This window comes from Proteiniphilum sp. UBA1028, assembly GCF_002316955.1.
In the GTDB taxonomy this organism is placed as follows: Bacteria; Bacteroidota; Bacteroidia; order Bacteroidales; family Dysgonomonadaceae; genus Proteiniphilum.
The window spans coordinates 29,213-45,583 of sequence record NZ_DCEN01000087.1 but is presented as its reverse complement, the minus strand read 5'-3'; the positions used below and the strand labels follow the sequence as shown (position 1 = coordinate 45,583).

Annotated in this window: 12 protein-coding genes; 10 read left to right on the top strand and 2 right to left on the bottom strand. The window is 43.6% G+C overall.

All coding sequences use genetic code 11. From position 1 onward, the window contains the following. The first annotated feature begins 75 nt into the window (after window positions 1-75). Window positions 76-3,168, top strand: a complete 3,093-nt coding sequence (locus tag B3Z75_RS13885; protein ID WP_238866906.1) for a discoidin domain-containing protein — start codon at window positions 76-78, stop codon at window positions 3,166-3,168. 93 nt (window positions 3,169-3,261) lie between these two features. Here B3Z75_RS13885 and B3Z75_RS13880 read toward each other — a convergent pair whose 3' ends face one another. Both B3Z75_RS13880 and B3Z75_RS13875 read right to left on the bottom strand, forming a co-directional pair. Continuing rightward, window positions 3,262-4,860 (bottom strand): DUF6377 domain-containing protein, encoded by a 1,599-nt coding sequence (locus B3Z75_RS13880; RefSeq protein WP_238866905.1) that lies wholly within the window; start codon window positions 4,858-4,860, stop codon window positions 3,262-3,264. Window positions 4,861-4,967: 107 nt separating this feature from the next. After that, the gene (locus tag B3Z75_RS13875; RefSeq protein ID WP_238866903.1) at window positions 4,968-5,918 is read right to left on the bottom strand and encodes an IS30 family transposase; all 951 of its coding nucleotides are present in this window, start codon (window positions 5,916-5,918) and stop codon (window positions 4,968-4,970) included. 308 nt (window positions 5,919-6,226) lie between these two features. On the opposite strand from B3Z75_RS13875, the gene B3Z75_RS13870 reads away from it, so the two are divergent. From B3Z75_RS13870 to hutH, 9 genes are all read left to right on the top strand, one after another. After that, on the top strand, window positions 6,227-6,838 hold the full coding sequence (locus tag B3Z75_RS13870; RefSeq protein ID WP_238866902.1) for a hypothetical protein: 612 nt from the start codon (window positions 6,227-6,229) through the stop codon (window positions 6,836-6,838). A gap of 3 nt (window positions 6,839-6,841) precedes the next feature. After that, on the top strand, window positions 6,842-7,141 hold the full coding sequence (locus tag B3Z75_RS13865) for a winged helix-turn-helix domain-containing protein (protein ID WP_238866900.1): 300 nt from the start codon (window positions 6,842-6,844) through the stop codon (window positions 7,139-7,141). 64 nt (window positions 7,142-7,205) lie between these two features. Further along, a complete protein-coding gene (locus B3Z75_RS13860) occupies window positions 7,206-8,465 on the top strand; it encodes a hypothetical protein (RefSeq protein ID WP_286856179.1) in 1,260 nt (419 codons plus the stop codon). 857 nt (window positions 8,466-9,322) lie between these two features. Further along, a complete protein-coding gene (locus B3Z75_RS13855) occupies window positions 9,323-9,607 on the top strand; it encodes a reverse transcriptase domain-containing protein (protein ID WP_294073002.1) in 285 nt (94 codons plus the stop codon). A 25-nt stretch (window positions 9,608-9,632) separates the two neighbouring features. Then, window positions 9,633-11,621, top strand: coding sequence for a urocanate hydratase (locus tag B3Z75_RS13850; RefSeq protein WP_238866896.1), 1,989 nt, complete (start codon window positions 9,633-9,635; stop codon window positions 11,619-11,621). Between the two features lie 99 nt (window positions 11,622-11,720). Further along, window positions 11,721-12,617 (top strand): glutamate formimidoyltransferase, encoded by an 897-nt coding sequence (ftcD, locus tag B3Z75_RS13845; protein WP_294072959.1) that lies wholly within the window; start codon window positions 11,721-11,723, stop codon window positions 12,615-12,617. Window positions 12,618-12,690: 73 nt separating this feature from the next. After that, window positions 12,691-13,938 carry an imidazolonepropionase gene (gene hutI / locus B3Z75_RS13840; protein WP_238866892.1) on the top strand — a complete coding sequence of 416 codons (1,248 nt, stop codon included), beginning with the start codon at window positions 12,691-12,693 and terminating at the stop codon, window positions 13,936-13,938. A 151-nt stretch (window positions 13,939-14,089) separates the two neighbouring features. Beyond that, complete coding sequence (locus tag B3Z75_RS13835) at window positions 14,090-14,716, top strand: cyclodeaminase/cyclohydrolase family protein (RefSeq protein ID WP_238866890.1); 627 nt, start codon at window positions 14,090-14,092, stop codon at window positions 14,714-14,716. 1 nt (window position 14,717) lies between these two features. Next, the gene (gene hutH, locus B3Z75_RS13830) at window positions 14,718-16,217 is read left to right on the top strand and encodes a histidine ammonia-lyase (RefSeq protein ID WP_238866888.1); all 1,500 of its coding nucleotides are present in this window, start codon (window positions 14,718-14,720) and stop codon (window positions 16,215-16,217) included. Window positions 16,218-16,371: the final 154 nt, after the last annotated feature.

The window sequence follows — 16,371 nt, the reverse complement described above, 5'->3', positions numbered from 1 at the left end:
CAGTCCACAATAATGTAGGTTTTATGCTTCAGTGTTCATGAGCCCTGAAGAAACATTTTTTTTACTTAATTTGATATGAATAGATTGAAATTTGGCATGGTGATGATGTCACTGTTGTGCTTGTTTACTTATTCCCCTGCACAGAACAAGAGAGTTTCCTTAAACAGTTCCAATCCCGACATCACTTGGAAATTAATGCCGCAGGCAGAAGTTGAAGTATCCGGATACGAAATTTCTGAGGCCGGATACGTTGCTAAAAATGAGGTGAAAGGGGTAGTACCGGGAGTTGTTTTTACTGCCTATGTGGAAGCCGGACTGGAAAAGGACCCAAATTATGGAGACAACATCTATCGAGTAGATGAAACTTTTTACAACCGTCCATTCTGGTACAGAACCGAGTTTGCCCTGCCGCCGTACCCTAAAGAAGGAGAGCGTGTCTGGCTTCATTTTGATAATATTAACCGGTATGCAGATTTTTATTTTAACGGTGTGAAAATTTCCGGTACAGAGTTGTCCATTAAAGATGTGAGCGGGCACATGCTCCGTTCAAAGTTTGATGTAACAGATTTGATCAGCAAAACAGGAAAAAACGCAATCGCAGTTTTAATCTATGACGCCAATCAGAAAAAGACCCGTGACGCAAAGGATGGATTCGGTATAACCGCCAGCCCCACCTATCTGTCCGCTGCGGGATGGGATTGGATGCCCTATGTACCTGGAAGATTGCATGGCATTACCGGGAATGTATACCTTGAAGTAACAGGGGATGTCGTGATGGAGGATCCCTGGATCAGGTCGGAACTCGAGTCCAACGAGATAGCCGATCTTTCTTTTCAGACCGCTTTGAAGAACTGTTCGAATATGAAGAAAGATGTGACCGTAACCATCACGGTTCAGCCTGGTAACATTTCGGTTTCTAAAAATATTGGTCTGCAAGCTGGAGAAGCAGGAATGGTGTATCTTAATCGAAAGCAATTTGAAGAGCTGATTGTGAAGAATCCTGCCCTATGGTGGCCGAATGGTTATGGAGAGCCTAATCTATACAACTGTCATGTTACCTGCAAAGTGGAGGGCGTGGTGACCGATACGCGTAAGATTACTTTTGGCATTCGGAAATATGATTATCGATTTGAACAGAATGCCGCCGGATGGCCTGTAATGACTTTTTACATCAACGGACAGAAGCTCTTTCTGAAAGGAGGTAATTGGGGTATGAGTGAATATTTGCTCCGAACAAATGTCAAAGAGTATGAACAGAAGATCCGGATGCACAAGGATATGAACTATAACATGATCCGTTTGTGGACGGGCTGTGTAACCGATGACCAGTTTTATGAATATTGTGATAAGTATGGGATCATGGTCTGGGACGACTTCTGGCTCTATGTAGCCTATAACGAAGTAGAGAATGCGGAACATTTTAAGCTGAACGCTCTGGACAAAGTGAAGCGTCTTAGAAATCACCCCTCCATTGCCCTGTGGTGTGGTGCCAATGAAACACATCCAGCACCGGAACTGGATAATTACCTCAGAGGAATTATAGGTTCGGAAGATCATAACGACAGGATGTATAAGTCTTCTTCCAACCAGGATGGCCTGTCGGGTAGCGGATGGTGGGGTAATCAGCCTCCCAAGCGCCATTTCGAAAATTCAGGAAGCAATCTGGCCTGGAACAATCCCCCCTATCCATACGGTTCGGATCGGGGCTATGGTTTGCGATCCGAGATAGGCACAGCTACATTTCCCGTCTACGAGAGTGTAAGGCGGTTTATCCCGGAAGACCAGCTCTGGCCATTGCCAACCGACAAGCAACTGGAAGAGGATGAGGAGAATGTATGGGACTGTCATTTTTTTGGAAAATCGGCTTCCAATGCCAACCCTATCAACTACAAGAAAGCAGTGAATGAGCAGTTTGGTGAATCGGACAACCTGGAAGCCTTTTGTGAAAAAGCGCAGTTCCTGAATATCGAGGTGATGAAAGGAATGTATGAAGCCTGGAATGATAAAATGTGGAATGATGCCACCGGGATACTGATTTGGATGAGCCAGTCGGCATACCCATCCTTTGTATGGCAGACTTATGATTATTACCATGACGCTTCGGGAGCTTACTGGGGTGCCAAAAAAGCGTGCGAACCGTTTCATATACAATGGAACGCTTCCAGCAATAGCGTGAAAGTAATCAATTCATCTTCAGCTAATTTAGAGAATGTTACTGCCACAGCCCGCATCTTTACCCTACAAGGTGAAGAGATGCCACTTTATGGAGATTCAGTGGTTTTGAATGTCCCTTCTGCCAATTTCCAAGAGGCTTTTACATTGAACTTCAATCCATCCAACCTTGCGCGAGGAAAAAAAATTAAGGCGTCTTCTGAAACGACCATCGGTTCAGCTGGGCTTGCGGCCGACGGGTGCGCAGGAAGCCGCTGGGAGAGTGATTATAGCGATTTTGAATGGATTCAGGTAGATCTCGGAGAAATGAAGAAAGTGCAGAAAGTGGAACTGAAATGGGAAGATGCTTACGCTAAACAATATGAAATTCAGGTTTCAAATGATGCTGAGAAATGGAAAACAGTCGCAGAGATAAGAGACGGCAGTGGCAATACCGATGAAATTATCTTCAAGCCGGTTAAAGCACGTTATATACGGATGAATGGACTGAAACGCGGAACAGAATTTGGATATTCCATCTATGAGTTCGAGGTGTATGGAGAAAACAAACAGTTGGATGACCTGACTCCTTTGCATTTTGTGCGTCTTGAGTTGAATGATGCAGCAGGCAGGCTGATATCTGAGAATTTCTATTGGAGAAATGGAGTCAATGAATTGGACTATAGGGATCTCGATGAGCTGCCAGAAGCAAATTTATCTGTCCGTGTTGCGGAGCATCGCTACAATAAGAGTGAGGATACGGAGATGATCTATCTACAAGTGAAAAACAATTCCCCTACTGTTGCTTTCGGTAACCGGCTGAGATTGGTGGATAGCATAACCGGGGAGCGAATTTTGCCTGTAATCATGAATGAGAATTACATCACCTTGATGCCGGGTGAAATGAAACTGATAACCATTGAAGCCGATACCGAACTTTGTAAAAACGGAATTACCCTTCTTCATAAACAGTATAATCAAAAGGAAAAAAAAGTGTTATCGCTGGGTTATAAATAACAATGCTTGTTGATATCAGGTCTTCACCAAGCTTTAGAAAGACAAATTAAAATCGGAAGCATAAGTTGTAGGATTATCACGAATGTGTACTACTTACTTGATGATTCCGATTTTAATTACCTCTTCTTCGAATAGATCGCTTTCTACCAATGCTTTTGCCTTTACTTTACTTTTATAATTGTATACCGTCTGTACGGAATAGTGCAGAAATTCGGCAATCTGTTTTACGTCAATAATCCCCAACTTTATGAGGGCAAATATGCGAAGTTCATTGTTTAATTCATCCCGATCGAGATTATACTGTTCATTGGATCTGAGTAAAGAGTTGAATTCTGTTACAAAATTAGGATAGAGCGACAAAAAGGTTTTGTCGAAATTCGTGTGCAGTTCGTTGATATCATACTCCATTTCATCAGCGGAGAACTTGTGTAAATTTCCCATTTGACCAGTCTTGATGTTCAGATTTACATTTTTTCGATATTTGTGAAGCTTGTTGATATATACGGAACATTGATTCATAAAGTATCCAATGTAGTGTTCTTTCACGATATTAGCTTCATCCAACTTTCTATTCAGTTGAATAAGGTCATCGTTCATCACCCTGAGCTCTTTTTTTGCTCTCGAAACTGCTTTAATCTGAATATACAGATAGGATAAGGTGATAATGAGAAAAATCACAAAAAGGCTTGTAGCGATTGAATATAGTGTTAAATTCTTTTGTTGAGAATGTATCTTCTGTAAATAAGTATCCTCAATAATGGGTTGTATGCGTGCTATGACCGAATTCTTAAACCGTGCATTGTAGAAAAGGGCATCATCCAGGGCCACCCTGATGTAATTATATGCTCTGTCCACATCTCCTTTATGGTATAGTTTTACAGCAAGAGACAATAGCGCTTCATTCTCTTTCACAGCCAGCTCTATGTCTGAAATAGCCGCTATAATTAAATAGTAGGTTTCTTTTTCTGTTTCATTGGTCTTTGCGTAATGTTTTGCCAGATTCATGGCCGCCATGGCATATTGGTGTGTGTGGGGTTGCTGGTGCCAGAAAATTGAATACAATATTTCCTCTGCTGCAGGAAACTGACCGGACAATTGTAACTTATGGGTAAGTTCTTTTCTATACTCTTCCGATTGGTCACTTAGGAGATTCATCACCCTGTCTCTCCATTTTTCCTTCTTTACCTCATAGGGATAAGAATATCTCGAATCATCGATATAGACAATCAGATTCTCAAAGTACCGGATATAATTCCAACAATACCATGCTTTGTAATGATTGGGAAGATGTTCATACTCCATTGACTCGAAAATTTCCGCTGCTTGAAAAAAAAGGCCCGAGAGTGAATAGACATATGAAAGCTGTAGTAGGGATTCGGTAATAATCTCTTCTTTATCTAATTGTTTGCCAATATTCAGATTCTCTTTGATATAAAATTCAGCAGAGTCGCAAATGAAACTATTGTACTGATTGATGATCTCCCAGTTAATATCAACGATATCTGCCGGTTCTCTGAGTTGTAGCTTTTTTTGTTTAAGAGCTAAAATTCCGGCTTCTTTCATCTCCAAAAAGTCAGAACGTTTCAATATGATCTTATCCAACTCCTTAAGTAATGAATCGGATTTATTTTCTAAGCTAAATAAGGAGCTAGGAAGAAAAAAGATCAATATGGCCAGCAGGGGATATTTCACAGTAAACAATACACTTTTATTTATTTACAAAAATTGGATAATTTGCGTGATTAGAAGTACCTCTTTTCGTAATTAACACACTATAGAGTCAATCAGCAAGTGCAATATTAATCAAATTTTTTATAAAACTCAACTTTTGGAGAATTGAAGTCTAATTTTTCTCTTGGTCTTCTGTTTAATTTATGCTGTATATCTTTGATTTCCTTAGCTGAATAGTTGCTGAATGCAGCCCCTTTTGGTATGTATTGCCGGATTAGTTTATTGGCATTTTCCACCGCTCCCTTTTGCCACGATGAATATGGGTCTGTAAAATAGGCCGGCACTTTTAATTTTTTTGTTATTTCCTGGTGAGCTGCAAATTCGGATCCGTTATCGGTTGTTATTGTTTTCAACTTGTCTTTATAGGGCAGCAGCATGGCAATTACTTCCTTGGAAACTTTTTTCGAGTCTTTTTCCATAGGCAGTTTTTTCATCATTATAAAGTTGGTTTTTCTTTCTGTTATTGTCAGCATTACATCTTTTTGTGAGTCTCCTATTATCGTATCCATTTCATAATCTCCAAATCTACTTCCGTCTGCTTCTTGGGGTCTTTCCCTGATGCTTTTTCGGTTAGGAATATTTTTGGCTGACCCTACGGGTCTTTTACGGTATTTGAGTTTGTGGCGGCAGTGTTTGCAAAGGTCTCCTCCTGCTTTTTTATCTTCTCTTATCCATTTATAAATGGTTTCGTGTGAGATGGATATTTGCTCAAATTTCATAAGATATCCACTGATTTGCTTGGGCGACCACTCTTTGCGAATCAAACGAATTATCTTCTGTTTTATCCACTCAGGTATTGATCTGTTGCCCGGTAAACGCTCTTCGCGCTCATCTGCCATCTCTTGTGCCAAACGCCATGAATAGCCTCCTCTTTTGTTTATATTGCGGTTTATTTCCCTGTAAACAGTAGAGGGATCAACCTGTATCGACTCTGCAATTTTAGCTTTGCTCACTCCGTTTTGTAAGCCTAAATAAATAGCGTATCTTTGTTCTGAAGTTAACTGTTTGTATTTTTTCATAAGCAACATAATAGTTAATTTTAGGGAGACTTCGGTCTCCTTTTTGTTTTATTTATGTTGCTGTTTGACTCTTGATTGTTTTTTTCAAAACCCCTTGAGTGTTTTTGAAAGGGGATTTGAAAAAAACAATTGAATATAGAAGAATAGGAATGTCGAGTTTGTTGCACTTCTATATTGAATTTAGGCACTTCCTTATCCACAACCCCATATCAAATCACTATAAACCCCGAAGAGATTGAATATTTTTGGACAAAGAGTTGCAAGTTATTTTTTTTTTGATGTTACTTTGCAGAACAAAGTACTTTCAAATGGAAAAAGAAAAATATGCAAACGATCTGAGTGAGATTCGAAAGATCATGAATCGTAGTGCCCGGTTCATCTCCCTCAGTGGCCTTTCGGGTGTATCGACAGGATTGATCGCCCTGGCTGGAGCCTTGCTGGCCCATCAAATGGTTTTCAGGCATCACGATTACCTGATATATGGAGCGGTGTGGCCCGACCTGAAAAATCCAGCCAGTTTGCTGCTGATTGCGTTAGGCACGTTGTTGTTATCGATTGTCAGTGCCGTCTGGTTTACTGGTAGAAAGAGCAGAAAGGAAAACCAGCGTGTATGGGATAATCAGGCAAAGCGACTCCTGATAAATTTGCTGATTCCTTTGACAACCGGTGGTATTCTTTGTCTGATACTTCTATTCAAAGGATATGTGGGTTTTCTTCCCGGATTGACATTGATCTTTTACGGTCTGGCACTGGTAAATGGCAGCCATTACACGTTTAGTCATATCCGGTATCTGGGAATTGCAGAGATTGTACTGGGTCTTACGGCGTTCCTCTTTATCGGACAGAGCCTTTACCTGTGGATGTTGGGCTTTGGCGTGATACAGATGATTTACGGTGTGCTGATTCAGCGGAAAGGATAAGCGGTGAAGGAGTTTCTAAAAGATCTGGACAAGGCATTCGAAAACAGAACCCGGTTGTGTATCATGTCGGCACTGATGGTGAATGATCAGCTGGACTTTAATACACTGAAGGATCTGCTTGGAGTCACCGACGGTAATCTGGCGAGTCATCTCAAGTCACTGGAAAAAAGCGAATATGTCTCCTTCAGCAAATCATTCCTGGAGCGTAAACCAAACACTTCCTACGCTGCCACGACCAAAGGAAAAAAGGCATTCAGGAAGCATATCGGCGCGATAGAGAAGCTGCTTCAGGAGAAAAGATAGAAAACTGTCAACGGTCAGAGTCTTAACAAACAGTCAGCAAATTAAAAACATTATATTTTACGGTATGGAAACAGCAATAAGAGAAAATCTGAATTATCCCGGTGAACTGGAAAAACTCTACCGGTCCGATAAAAAGCGTTTTGAGCAATCATTCTTTGCCCTTTATCCCGATATTGCCGCCCTTCCAATGGCCGATTATTGGAAAGCCAGGCTGGAGTTCGATCATCAGGCTGACCCCGGCCGAAAGGTACTGAAGCGCGATCTCCTTTTTCTGATCATCTCCTGTGTGATGGCAGGCCTTTTGATCAAGATTCCTCAACTGGCCAGTTTTGATCCGGAGAAATACGCCTTCTACATGAAGAATACCGGAATCATTGTTTTTCTGGGATTATCGACCTATATTTTTCTCACAAACAGCCGTCTCAACCCAGGAAATTTAATTATAACGCTGTGGGTATATGTGTTAGCGGCTTTGTACGTCAACCTGCTCCCGGCAGGTGAGGGAAGCGATTCAATTATCTTGACTTACATACATCTGCCTCTGTTCTTATGGTGCCTCTATGGCGTGATCTTTATCGATTTTGATCTGAAAGAGCGGTCGAAAAGAATAGATTACCTCAAATACAACGGAGACCTGATTATCCTGACTCTCCTGATTCTGATTGGGGGAGGGGCTCTCACTGCGGTGACCATTGGTTTGTTTTCTGCGATCGGCGTGCATATCGAAAACTTCTATATGGAAAATATCGCAATCATTGGATTGGTTGCATCACCCATTGTAGCCACTTATATTATCAGGAACTTCCCGGCAATCACCGATAAACTTGCACCGATTATTGCCCAAATTTTCAGTCCACTGGTGTTGGTCACGCTGTTAGTCTATTTGATATTTATTATCGTGACAGGAAAAGATCCCTACAACGATAGAGATTTTCTACTTGTATTTAATCTGATGCTTCTGGGAGTCATGGCAATTGTTGTTTTTTCAGTTGCAGGCACATCGACCCGTGAAAAACAACGTTTTAATGAATGGATACTCTTTGTGTTATCTCTCCTGGCACTGGCGGTTGATCTGGTGGCGCTTTCTGCCATCCTCTACCGAGTGGGAGAGTTTGGATTTACACCCAACCGGACTGCAGTGCTCGGCTCCAATCTTCTGATATTTGTACATCTTGTGCTGATTGCGGTCGATCTTTTCATGGTCGTAAGAAAAGGAAAGAGGATGAAGATTGTTGAACATACCATCGCTAAGTACCTGCCGTTATATGCCGCATGGACGCTTTTGGTGACGTTCCTCTTTCCAGTGGTTTTTGGATGGAGGTAAACCGGCGTGAAATTGTCTTCATAGAGCAATGTCGGACCAATGATTAATCAGTCCGACATTCTTTCGTGTTCGCCCAACACTAACATTCTATAATCGGTGTAAATCCGTAACACGCCCGATAGCGGGAAGTGTATAGCCCAAGGAAAGGGTGTCTGCCGCGAGACGGAATCTGAAGGAAGCCGGCGGTAAACATCTGGTCTGACGAACAGGAACTTGATATAAGACTGAAGGATATGGATAAGATTACAGTACAAATCAAAGTCCAATAGCTATACTGAAACACCCTAAGTAAATCCAGCTGGCATAAGATGGAAAGAGGATGTCCCTAACTGTGGAGGTCTCATTGACGTGCTGATAAGTCTTTTTAGAAACACGGAGTAAAGCTTGCCATGAGAAGTCAGCCGAGGTCATAGTATCTAAGACCCAATTTATTCGACTTAGGGAAGGACTGAACCAAATTCAATTGAGTAGTCAATGAATATTACTTTATGAAGGAGCGAATGCAGAAAATATCGACAACGAGCGATAGCCGGCTTCAAAAGAATAGCACGGAATGCTAAGGCTATGAGGGGGGGCAGACCTTTATGGAGATAACAGAAAACAAACTCAAGGAAGTGCAATTTGAACAAGGAGACCCATTGGAGTTCATCCTCTCGCCCGATAACCTTAACAAAGCCTACAAGCAAGTCAAGCGTAATAATGGCAGTGGTTGAGTAGATGGATTGTCAACCGAGCAGTTGGGAGACCATCTGAAAAGGCACAAAGAAATACTCGTGGAATCCTTGAAGTCGGGGAGATACCGCCCGAATCCCGTCCGTCGTGTAGAGATACCGAAGGATAACGGCTAGAGACTTCTACTGGGTATCCCAACGGTAGTAGACCGGGTCATCCAACAGGCCATCAGCCAGATACTGAGCCCTATCTATGAGGGTCAGTTTAGCGACAACAGTTTTGGCTTCCGTCCTCATCGAAGTTGCCACAAGGCACTCTCGATTGATATTCAGCAAATTATGAGAGCTATTTTAAAAAAATTACCGAAGTATTGTTATATAAATGCAGATAAATTTTGTTTTATAAAAAACGGCCTGCATATTACATTTTTTGTAAAAAAATCACTATTTTTGTTAGATATCGTGACGTGAATATCGCCATGAAAAAATTAAAGTTATGAGAATTGCCTTAGATAGTAAATTACCGAATTATCCTGAGTTCAGGGAGGGGATTCGTCGTGCACCCGACCGTGGTTTTTCACTCTCGCCATCGCAAACGGAAATTTCATTGAGAAACGCCTTGCGTTATATTCCCTCTGGACTGCATGAACAGATGGCTCCTGAGTTTCTTGATGAACTGAAAACACGTGGCAGGATTTATGGATACCGCTATCGTCCCGAAGGTGACCTGAAAGCAAAACCTGTTGATGAGTATGAAGGTAGATGCCTGGAAGGAAAAGCGTTTCAGGTAATGATTGACAATAACCTCTCTTTCGATATCGCGCTATATCCCTATGAACTGGTCACCTACGGCGAAACAGGCCAAGTATGCCAGAACTGGATGCAGTATAGGCTGATAAAAAAATATCTGGAGGTGATGACACAGGAGCAGACTCTGGTGGTGGAGAGCGGCCATCCGCTGGGATTATTTAAATCGAGACCCGATGCGCCGAGGGTAATAATTACCAACTCGTTGATGATAGGGCTGTTTGATAACCAGGCCGACTGGGATATCGCTGCTCAGATGGGGGTGGCAAACTACGGACAGATGACTGCCGGCGGATGGATGTATATTGGTCCCCAGGGCATTGTACATGGTACGTTCAACACATTGCTTAACGCGGGGAGGTTGAAACTGGGAATAACTCCGGATAGTGATCTCAGAGGGCATCTGTTCGTATCGTCTGGTTTGGGAGGTATGAGCGGAGCACAACCCAAAGCGGCCGATATAGCCGGAGCCGTTTCCATTATTGCCGAGGTGGATGGGTCGCGTATAGAAACACGACGGCAACAGGGGTGGGTGCAGCGAGTAACAGCTGAGAAACAACAGGCATTTGACTGGGCGAATGGAGCAATAAGACGGAAGGAACCACTGTCGATTGCTTACTATGGAAATATTGTTGATCTGCTGGAATATGCGGAGAGAGAGATAATCGATATAGAGTTGCTTAGCGATCAGACTTCTTGCCATGAACCATACACAGGAGGTTACTGTCCTGCCGGCATAACCTTTGAAGAGCGTACCAGCCTGCTGCACGAGGATAGAGACAAATTCAGAAAACTGGTTGATGATTCGCTTCGCCGCCACTTTAATGTTATAAGTAAGTTAGTTGCCCGTGGAACATACTTTTTTGATTATGGTAACTCTTTTATGAAGGCGATCTACGATGCAGGCGTTAAGGAGATATCAAGAAACGGGGTTGATGAGAAAGATGGCTTTATCTGGCCATCATATGTGGAGGATATAATGGGACCAGAGCTGTTCGATTATGGCTATGGCCCATTCCGATGGGTATGCCTTAGCGGGAAGCACGAGGATCTGGTTAAAACCGACATGGTAGCAATGGAGTGCATCGACCCCGGCCGGCGTGGACAGGATCGTGACAACTGGTTATGGATACGCGATGCAGAGAAACATAAGCTGGTGGTTGGTACCCAGGCTCGCATACTTTATCAGGATGCCGAGGGACGGCAGAAGATAGCACTGAGATTCAATGAAATGGTACGTAACGGCGAAATAGGACCTGTGATGCTGGGTCGCGATCACCATGACGTGAGCGGTACAGACTCGCCTTTCCGTGAGACAGCCAACATAAAGGATGGCAGCAACGTGATGGCCGACATGGCGGTGCAGTGCTTCGCAGGTAATGCGGCGCGCGGCATGAGCTTGGTGGCTCTACATAACGGCGGCGGAGTGGGCATCGGTAAAGCTATCAACGGCGGCTTCGGCATGGTGTGCGATGGTAGCACGCGGGTTGACGAGATCCTCCGTTCCGCAATGATTTGGGATGTGATGGGTGGCGTGGCTCGCCGTGCCTGGGCACGCAACGAGCATGCAATTACCACTGCTCGTGAGTTTAATAGGATTTATCCGGAGAACTATCATATAACAGAACCCTTTTTAGTTGATGAAGATATAATCAGGAAGTATGTTTCTCATAAGTAATGAACGGCTTATCTTTCATATTTTTAAATCGGAAAAGGCGGATAACAAAAAAATAAGCAATATCATTTTAGTTAACTTTGTTTTATAGGAATAACAATTATGAATAAAATCGTGGAATGTGTTCCCAACTTTAGTGAGGGACGCGACAGACAGAAAGTGGAAAAAATAGCGGACCTCTTCCGGGGAAGAGAGAAAGTGAAACTGCTGGATTATAGCAATGATGCCGACCATAACCGATCGGTAGTAACTGTTGTTGGGGAGCCGGAGGCATTGAAAACTGCAGTTATTGAAGCAATAGGGAAAGCAGTGGAGCTGATTGATCTTCAAAGGCATCAGGGGCAGCACCCTCGTATGGGAGCCGCTGATGTGGTGCCGTTTATCCCTATTAAAAACGTAACTATGAATGAGGCGGTGGCTCTGTCTAAGGAGGTAGCGGAGGCAGTGGCAGAACGTTACAACCTTCCGGTATATCTATATGAGAAATCGGCTTCGGCATCTCATCGTGAAAATTTGGCGAATGTTCGCAGGGGCGAGTTTGAAGGACTGGTAGAGAAAATGAAAAAACAGGAATGGAAGCCCGACTTTGGTCCTACAGAACCTCACCCTACAGCAGGAGCAGTTGCTATCGGTGCCCGCATGCCGCTGGTGGCTTACAACGTTAACCTGGGGACCAATAACCTGGAGATTGCTGAGGCTATCAGCAGGAAGGTGCGCCATATTGGAGGCGGACTGCGTTTCTGCAAGGCGATGGGTGTTGCACTGCACGATCGGGGTATCACACAGGTATCGATGAACCTGACCGACTACACCAAAACGGCTATTTACCGCGCCCATGAGATGGTGCGCATGGAAGCTAAACGGTATGGTGTTCCGGTGGTGGGCGGAGAGGTAATAGGACTGGTGCCTATGGAGGCTCTGATTGATTCGGCAGCTTATTACCTTGGCCTTGAGAATTTCTCCGTCAACCAGGTGTTGGAAACAAAGCTGATGGAATAGTTGAAATTTTTGCAATTTGAATTGGCTTTTGAATAAAGGCATAAACCAGGGGTATCACGAAAAGTTATAACTGATGAATAACCTGATTATAAAAAATGCAGAGCAGGTGGTTACTTGCAGCGGTTTCGCGGGGAAGCAAGGAAGGGAAATGTCCGATTTACATGTTATTGAAAACGGTACGGTGATAGTGACAGATGGCCTGATCTCTCATATCCTGAAAGCAGGAGAGACTCTTCCGGTAAATGAACAGGATTACAGGGTTATTGACGCAACAGGCAAAGCGCTGTTGCCGGGGTTTATCGATCCTCATACACATTTTATCTTTGGAGGATACCGGGAGGAAGAGTTCTCATGGCGGATGAGGGGCGATAGCTACATGGAGATAATGGAACGGGGAGGTGGCATTGTAAAGACTACAAATGCCACCCGTGAAGCGACGGAAGAGGAGCTGATGGAGACGGGCAGGCAGAGGCTTGATGCAATGATGCGGCTTGGAATCACCACCGTAGAGGGAAAGAGCGGCTATGGGCTGGACAAAGATACCGAACTTAAGCAACTCCGCGTGATGCATCGTCTCAACGAAACCCATCCGGTGGATATTGTTTCAACCTTTATGGGTGCACATGCTATCCCCGCCGAATGGCAGGGGAGGGAGGAAGATTATATAGATTTTAATATTAACGAAATGTTCCCACTTGTGGTGAAGGGGGAACTGGCCGAAGCGGTGGATATTTTCTGCGAAAAGGGGGTTTTCGCTATCGCCCAATCGCGCCGCTATCTGACAGCCGCCAGAGAGCAAGGGCTTAAGATAAAGATACATGCCGATGAGATAACTCCTCTCGGAGGTGCAGAGCTGGCGGCGGAGTTGCGTTGCCTGTCGGCTGACCATCTGCTGCAAGCTTCCGATGAGGGAATACGTGCCATGGCTGAGAAAGGTGTAGTGGCAACATTATTACCTCTTACTGCTTTTTCGTTGCGGGAAAAATATGCTCGTGCTCGCGAAATGATTGACGCGGGATGCATAGTGGCACTTGCTACCGATTTCAACCCGGGGAGCTCGTTCACGGCTTCTGTCCCGTTACTGTTTGCATTGGCATGTATATACATGAAGCTTACACCTGAAGAGGCTGTTACCGCATTTACCATCAACAGTGCTGCAGCACTCGGCAGGGAGGGGATAACAGGCAGCATAGATGTGGGTAAACAGGGGGATCTGGTGCTGTTGCAGTTTCCGTCGTACAAGTTTCTGCCTTACCACGTGGGAATGAATATAGTGGATAAGGTGGTGAAACGGGGGAAAATTGTATGTAGTTTGCATTAAAATTAGTTTATTCTGAAAACAGCTGGCACAATCTTATTTAAACAGTTGAAAATGAGTAGAGCTGCTGCTTTGTATTGTGGTATTTGTCGCTAAGAAATCAAAAAATCATATACAGTAATTTCCGTATTATTTTATTTATAGTTTAACAAATATGAGGCTACAAGATTTAACTTTAAAGCAATTTCTCGAAAAAACCGCGGGAAAAGAACCTTTGCCCGGAGGGGGCAGTTCATCGGCACTGAATGGAGCCATTGCTGCGGCATTGACTGAAATGATGGCTAATTTGACCATCGGCAAAAAGAACTATGCTGATGCTGAGGCGATGATGAAGCAGAACCTACATAAGGCATCTGATTTGCGGATGCGCTTTATAGAAGATATCGATAGGGACAGCGATGCATATAACCTTGTTATCAGTGCCTACAAACTTCCGAAAGAGACAGAAGAGGAGAAAGAATATCGTACCGGAAAAATTCAGGAAGCTACTAAAATTGCGTCGCTGGTGCCGATGGAGGTGGCCGAACGAGCTTCAGGTATGCTCGGTATTATCGCCGAAACAGTGAAGAGTGGTAATAAAAATGCAGTTACCGATGGTTGTGTGGCTATGCTGGCATGTCGCACCGCTATTCTGGGCGCACTGCTTAACGTACGCATTAACCTGAGGGGGATTAGGGATGATAAGTTTGTCAGTGAGCTTTCATTAAAATGCGATCTGCTTGAAAAAGAGGCTATCAATAGTGAACGGGAGTTATTTGAATGGGCAAAAAATGAGATTTAATATGAAAAATATTTACTACATAGGAAAAAAAGATCTCACCATTGAAGACCTGGAGAGGATTATTACTGGTAACATAAAGGTGGAGCTGGCTCCCGAGGCTAGGGAACGTATAAGGAAGTGCCGCGATTACCTCGACAGAAAAATGGAAAACCAGACTGAACCTGTTTACGGTATAACTACCGGTTTCGGTTCATTATGTAATCATTCTGTTTCAGGTGATGACCTGAACACATTACAGGAGAATCTTGTAAAATCGCATGCCTGTAGTGTTGGAGAAGAGGTTACACCGCTTATAGTGAAGCTTATGTTTTTGCTGAAGGCACATGCTCTTTCATTAGGTTTTAGTGGCGTGCAGGAGGCTACAGTGCAAAGGATGCTTGATCTGTTCAATAACGATATACTGCCTGTTGTGTATGATAAGGGATCACTTGGTGCTTCAGGGGACCTGGCTCCATTGGCAAATCTATTTTTGCCGCTTATAGGTGTGGGTGATGTTTTTTATAAGGGAAGCAAACGTGATATAGGGAGTGTACTCGATGAGTTCGGCTGGCAGCCGATAAGACTGAAGAGCAAAGAGGGACTGGCATTGCTGAACGGTACCCAGTTTATGTCGGCACATGGTGTATATGCCATTATGAAAGCGCAAAGGCTTTCGAAGAGGGCCGACCTTATAGCTGCATTGTCGCTCGATGCATATGATGGACACCTGGAGCCTTTCGATGAAAGGTTGCATATGATCCGACCGCACAGTGGACAGCTGGAGACTGCACGTAATATACGTAGTTTCCTTGAGGGAAGCCTGATCATTTCAAGAGCAAAGAAGCATTTGCAGGATCCGTACTCATTCCGCTGTGTACCGCAGGTGCACGGAGCTACCAAGGATGCCCTCGCTTACGTAAAATCGGTGGTGCTTACCGAGATCAACTCGGTGACCGATAATCCAACAATCTTCCCTGATGATGATAAGATAATATCTGGAGGAAATTTTCACGGACAACCGCTGGCAATAGCTTACGATTTTCTGGCTATAGCGCTTGCAGAACTGGGTAATATCTCCGAACGACGAACGGCTCAGTTGATATTGGGAAGGCGTGAGCTGCCGGAGTTCCTGGTTGCAAGTCCCGGTCTTAATTCGGGCTTTATGATTCCACAATATGTGGCGGCATCGGTAGTTAGCCAGAACAAGATGTACTGCGCTCCTTCAAGTACTGACTCAATTGTCTCTTCAAATGGCCAGGAAGATCATGTGAGCATGGGTGCCACTTCGGCAATTAAGCTTCTAAGGATTCTGGACAATCTCGATATCATTTTCTCTATTGAACTGATGAATGCAGCACAGGCGCTCGAATTCCGACGCCCACTAAAATCGTCGCAAATGATTGAAAAAGTGGTAAAGGAGTATAGGAAAGAGGTGCCATTCATTAAAGAGGATATTGTGATGTATAAAGAGATTCGTAAGACAGTGGCATTCCTTAACAGACTTCAGGTTGATGAACTCTGATTATGTGATTATATACGGTTATTTTCTGAATAAGTTGTTCGGATTGATTATCTTTGCAGATTCGAAAATAAATTAATTAACTTTCACATGTGTTACGATAAGAGCTATATAAAATCACAAAAGTCTTATATTTAGGTGTATATGCCAGTAATTT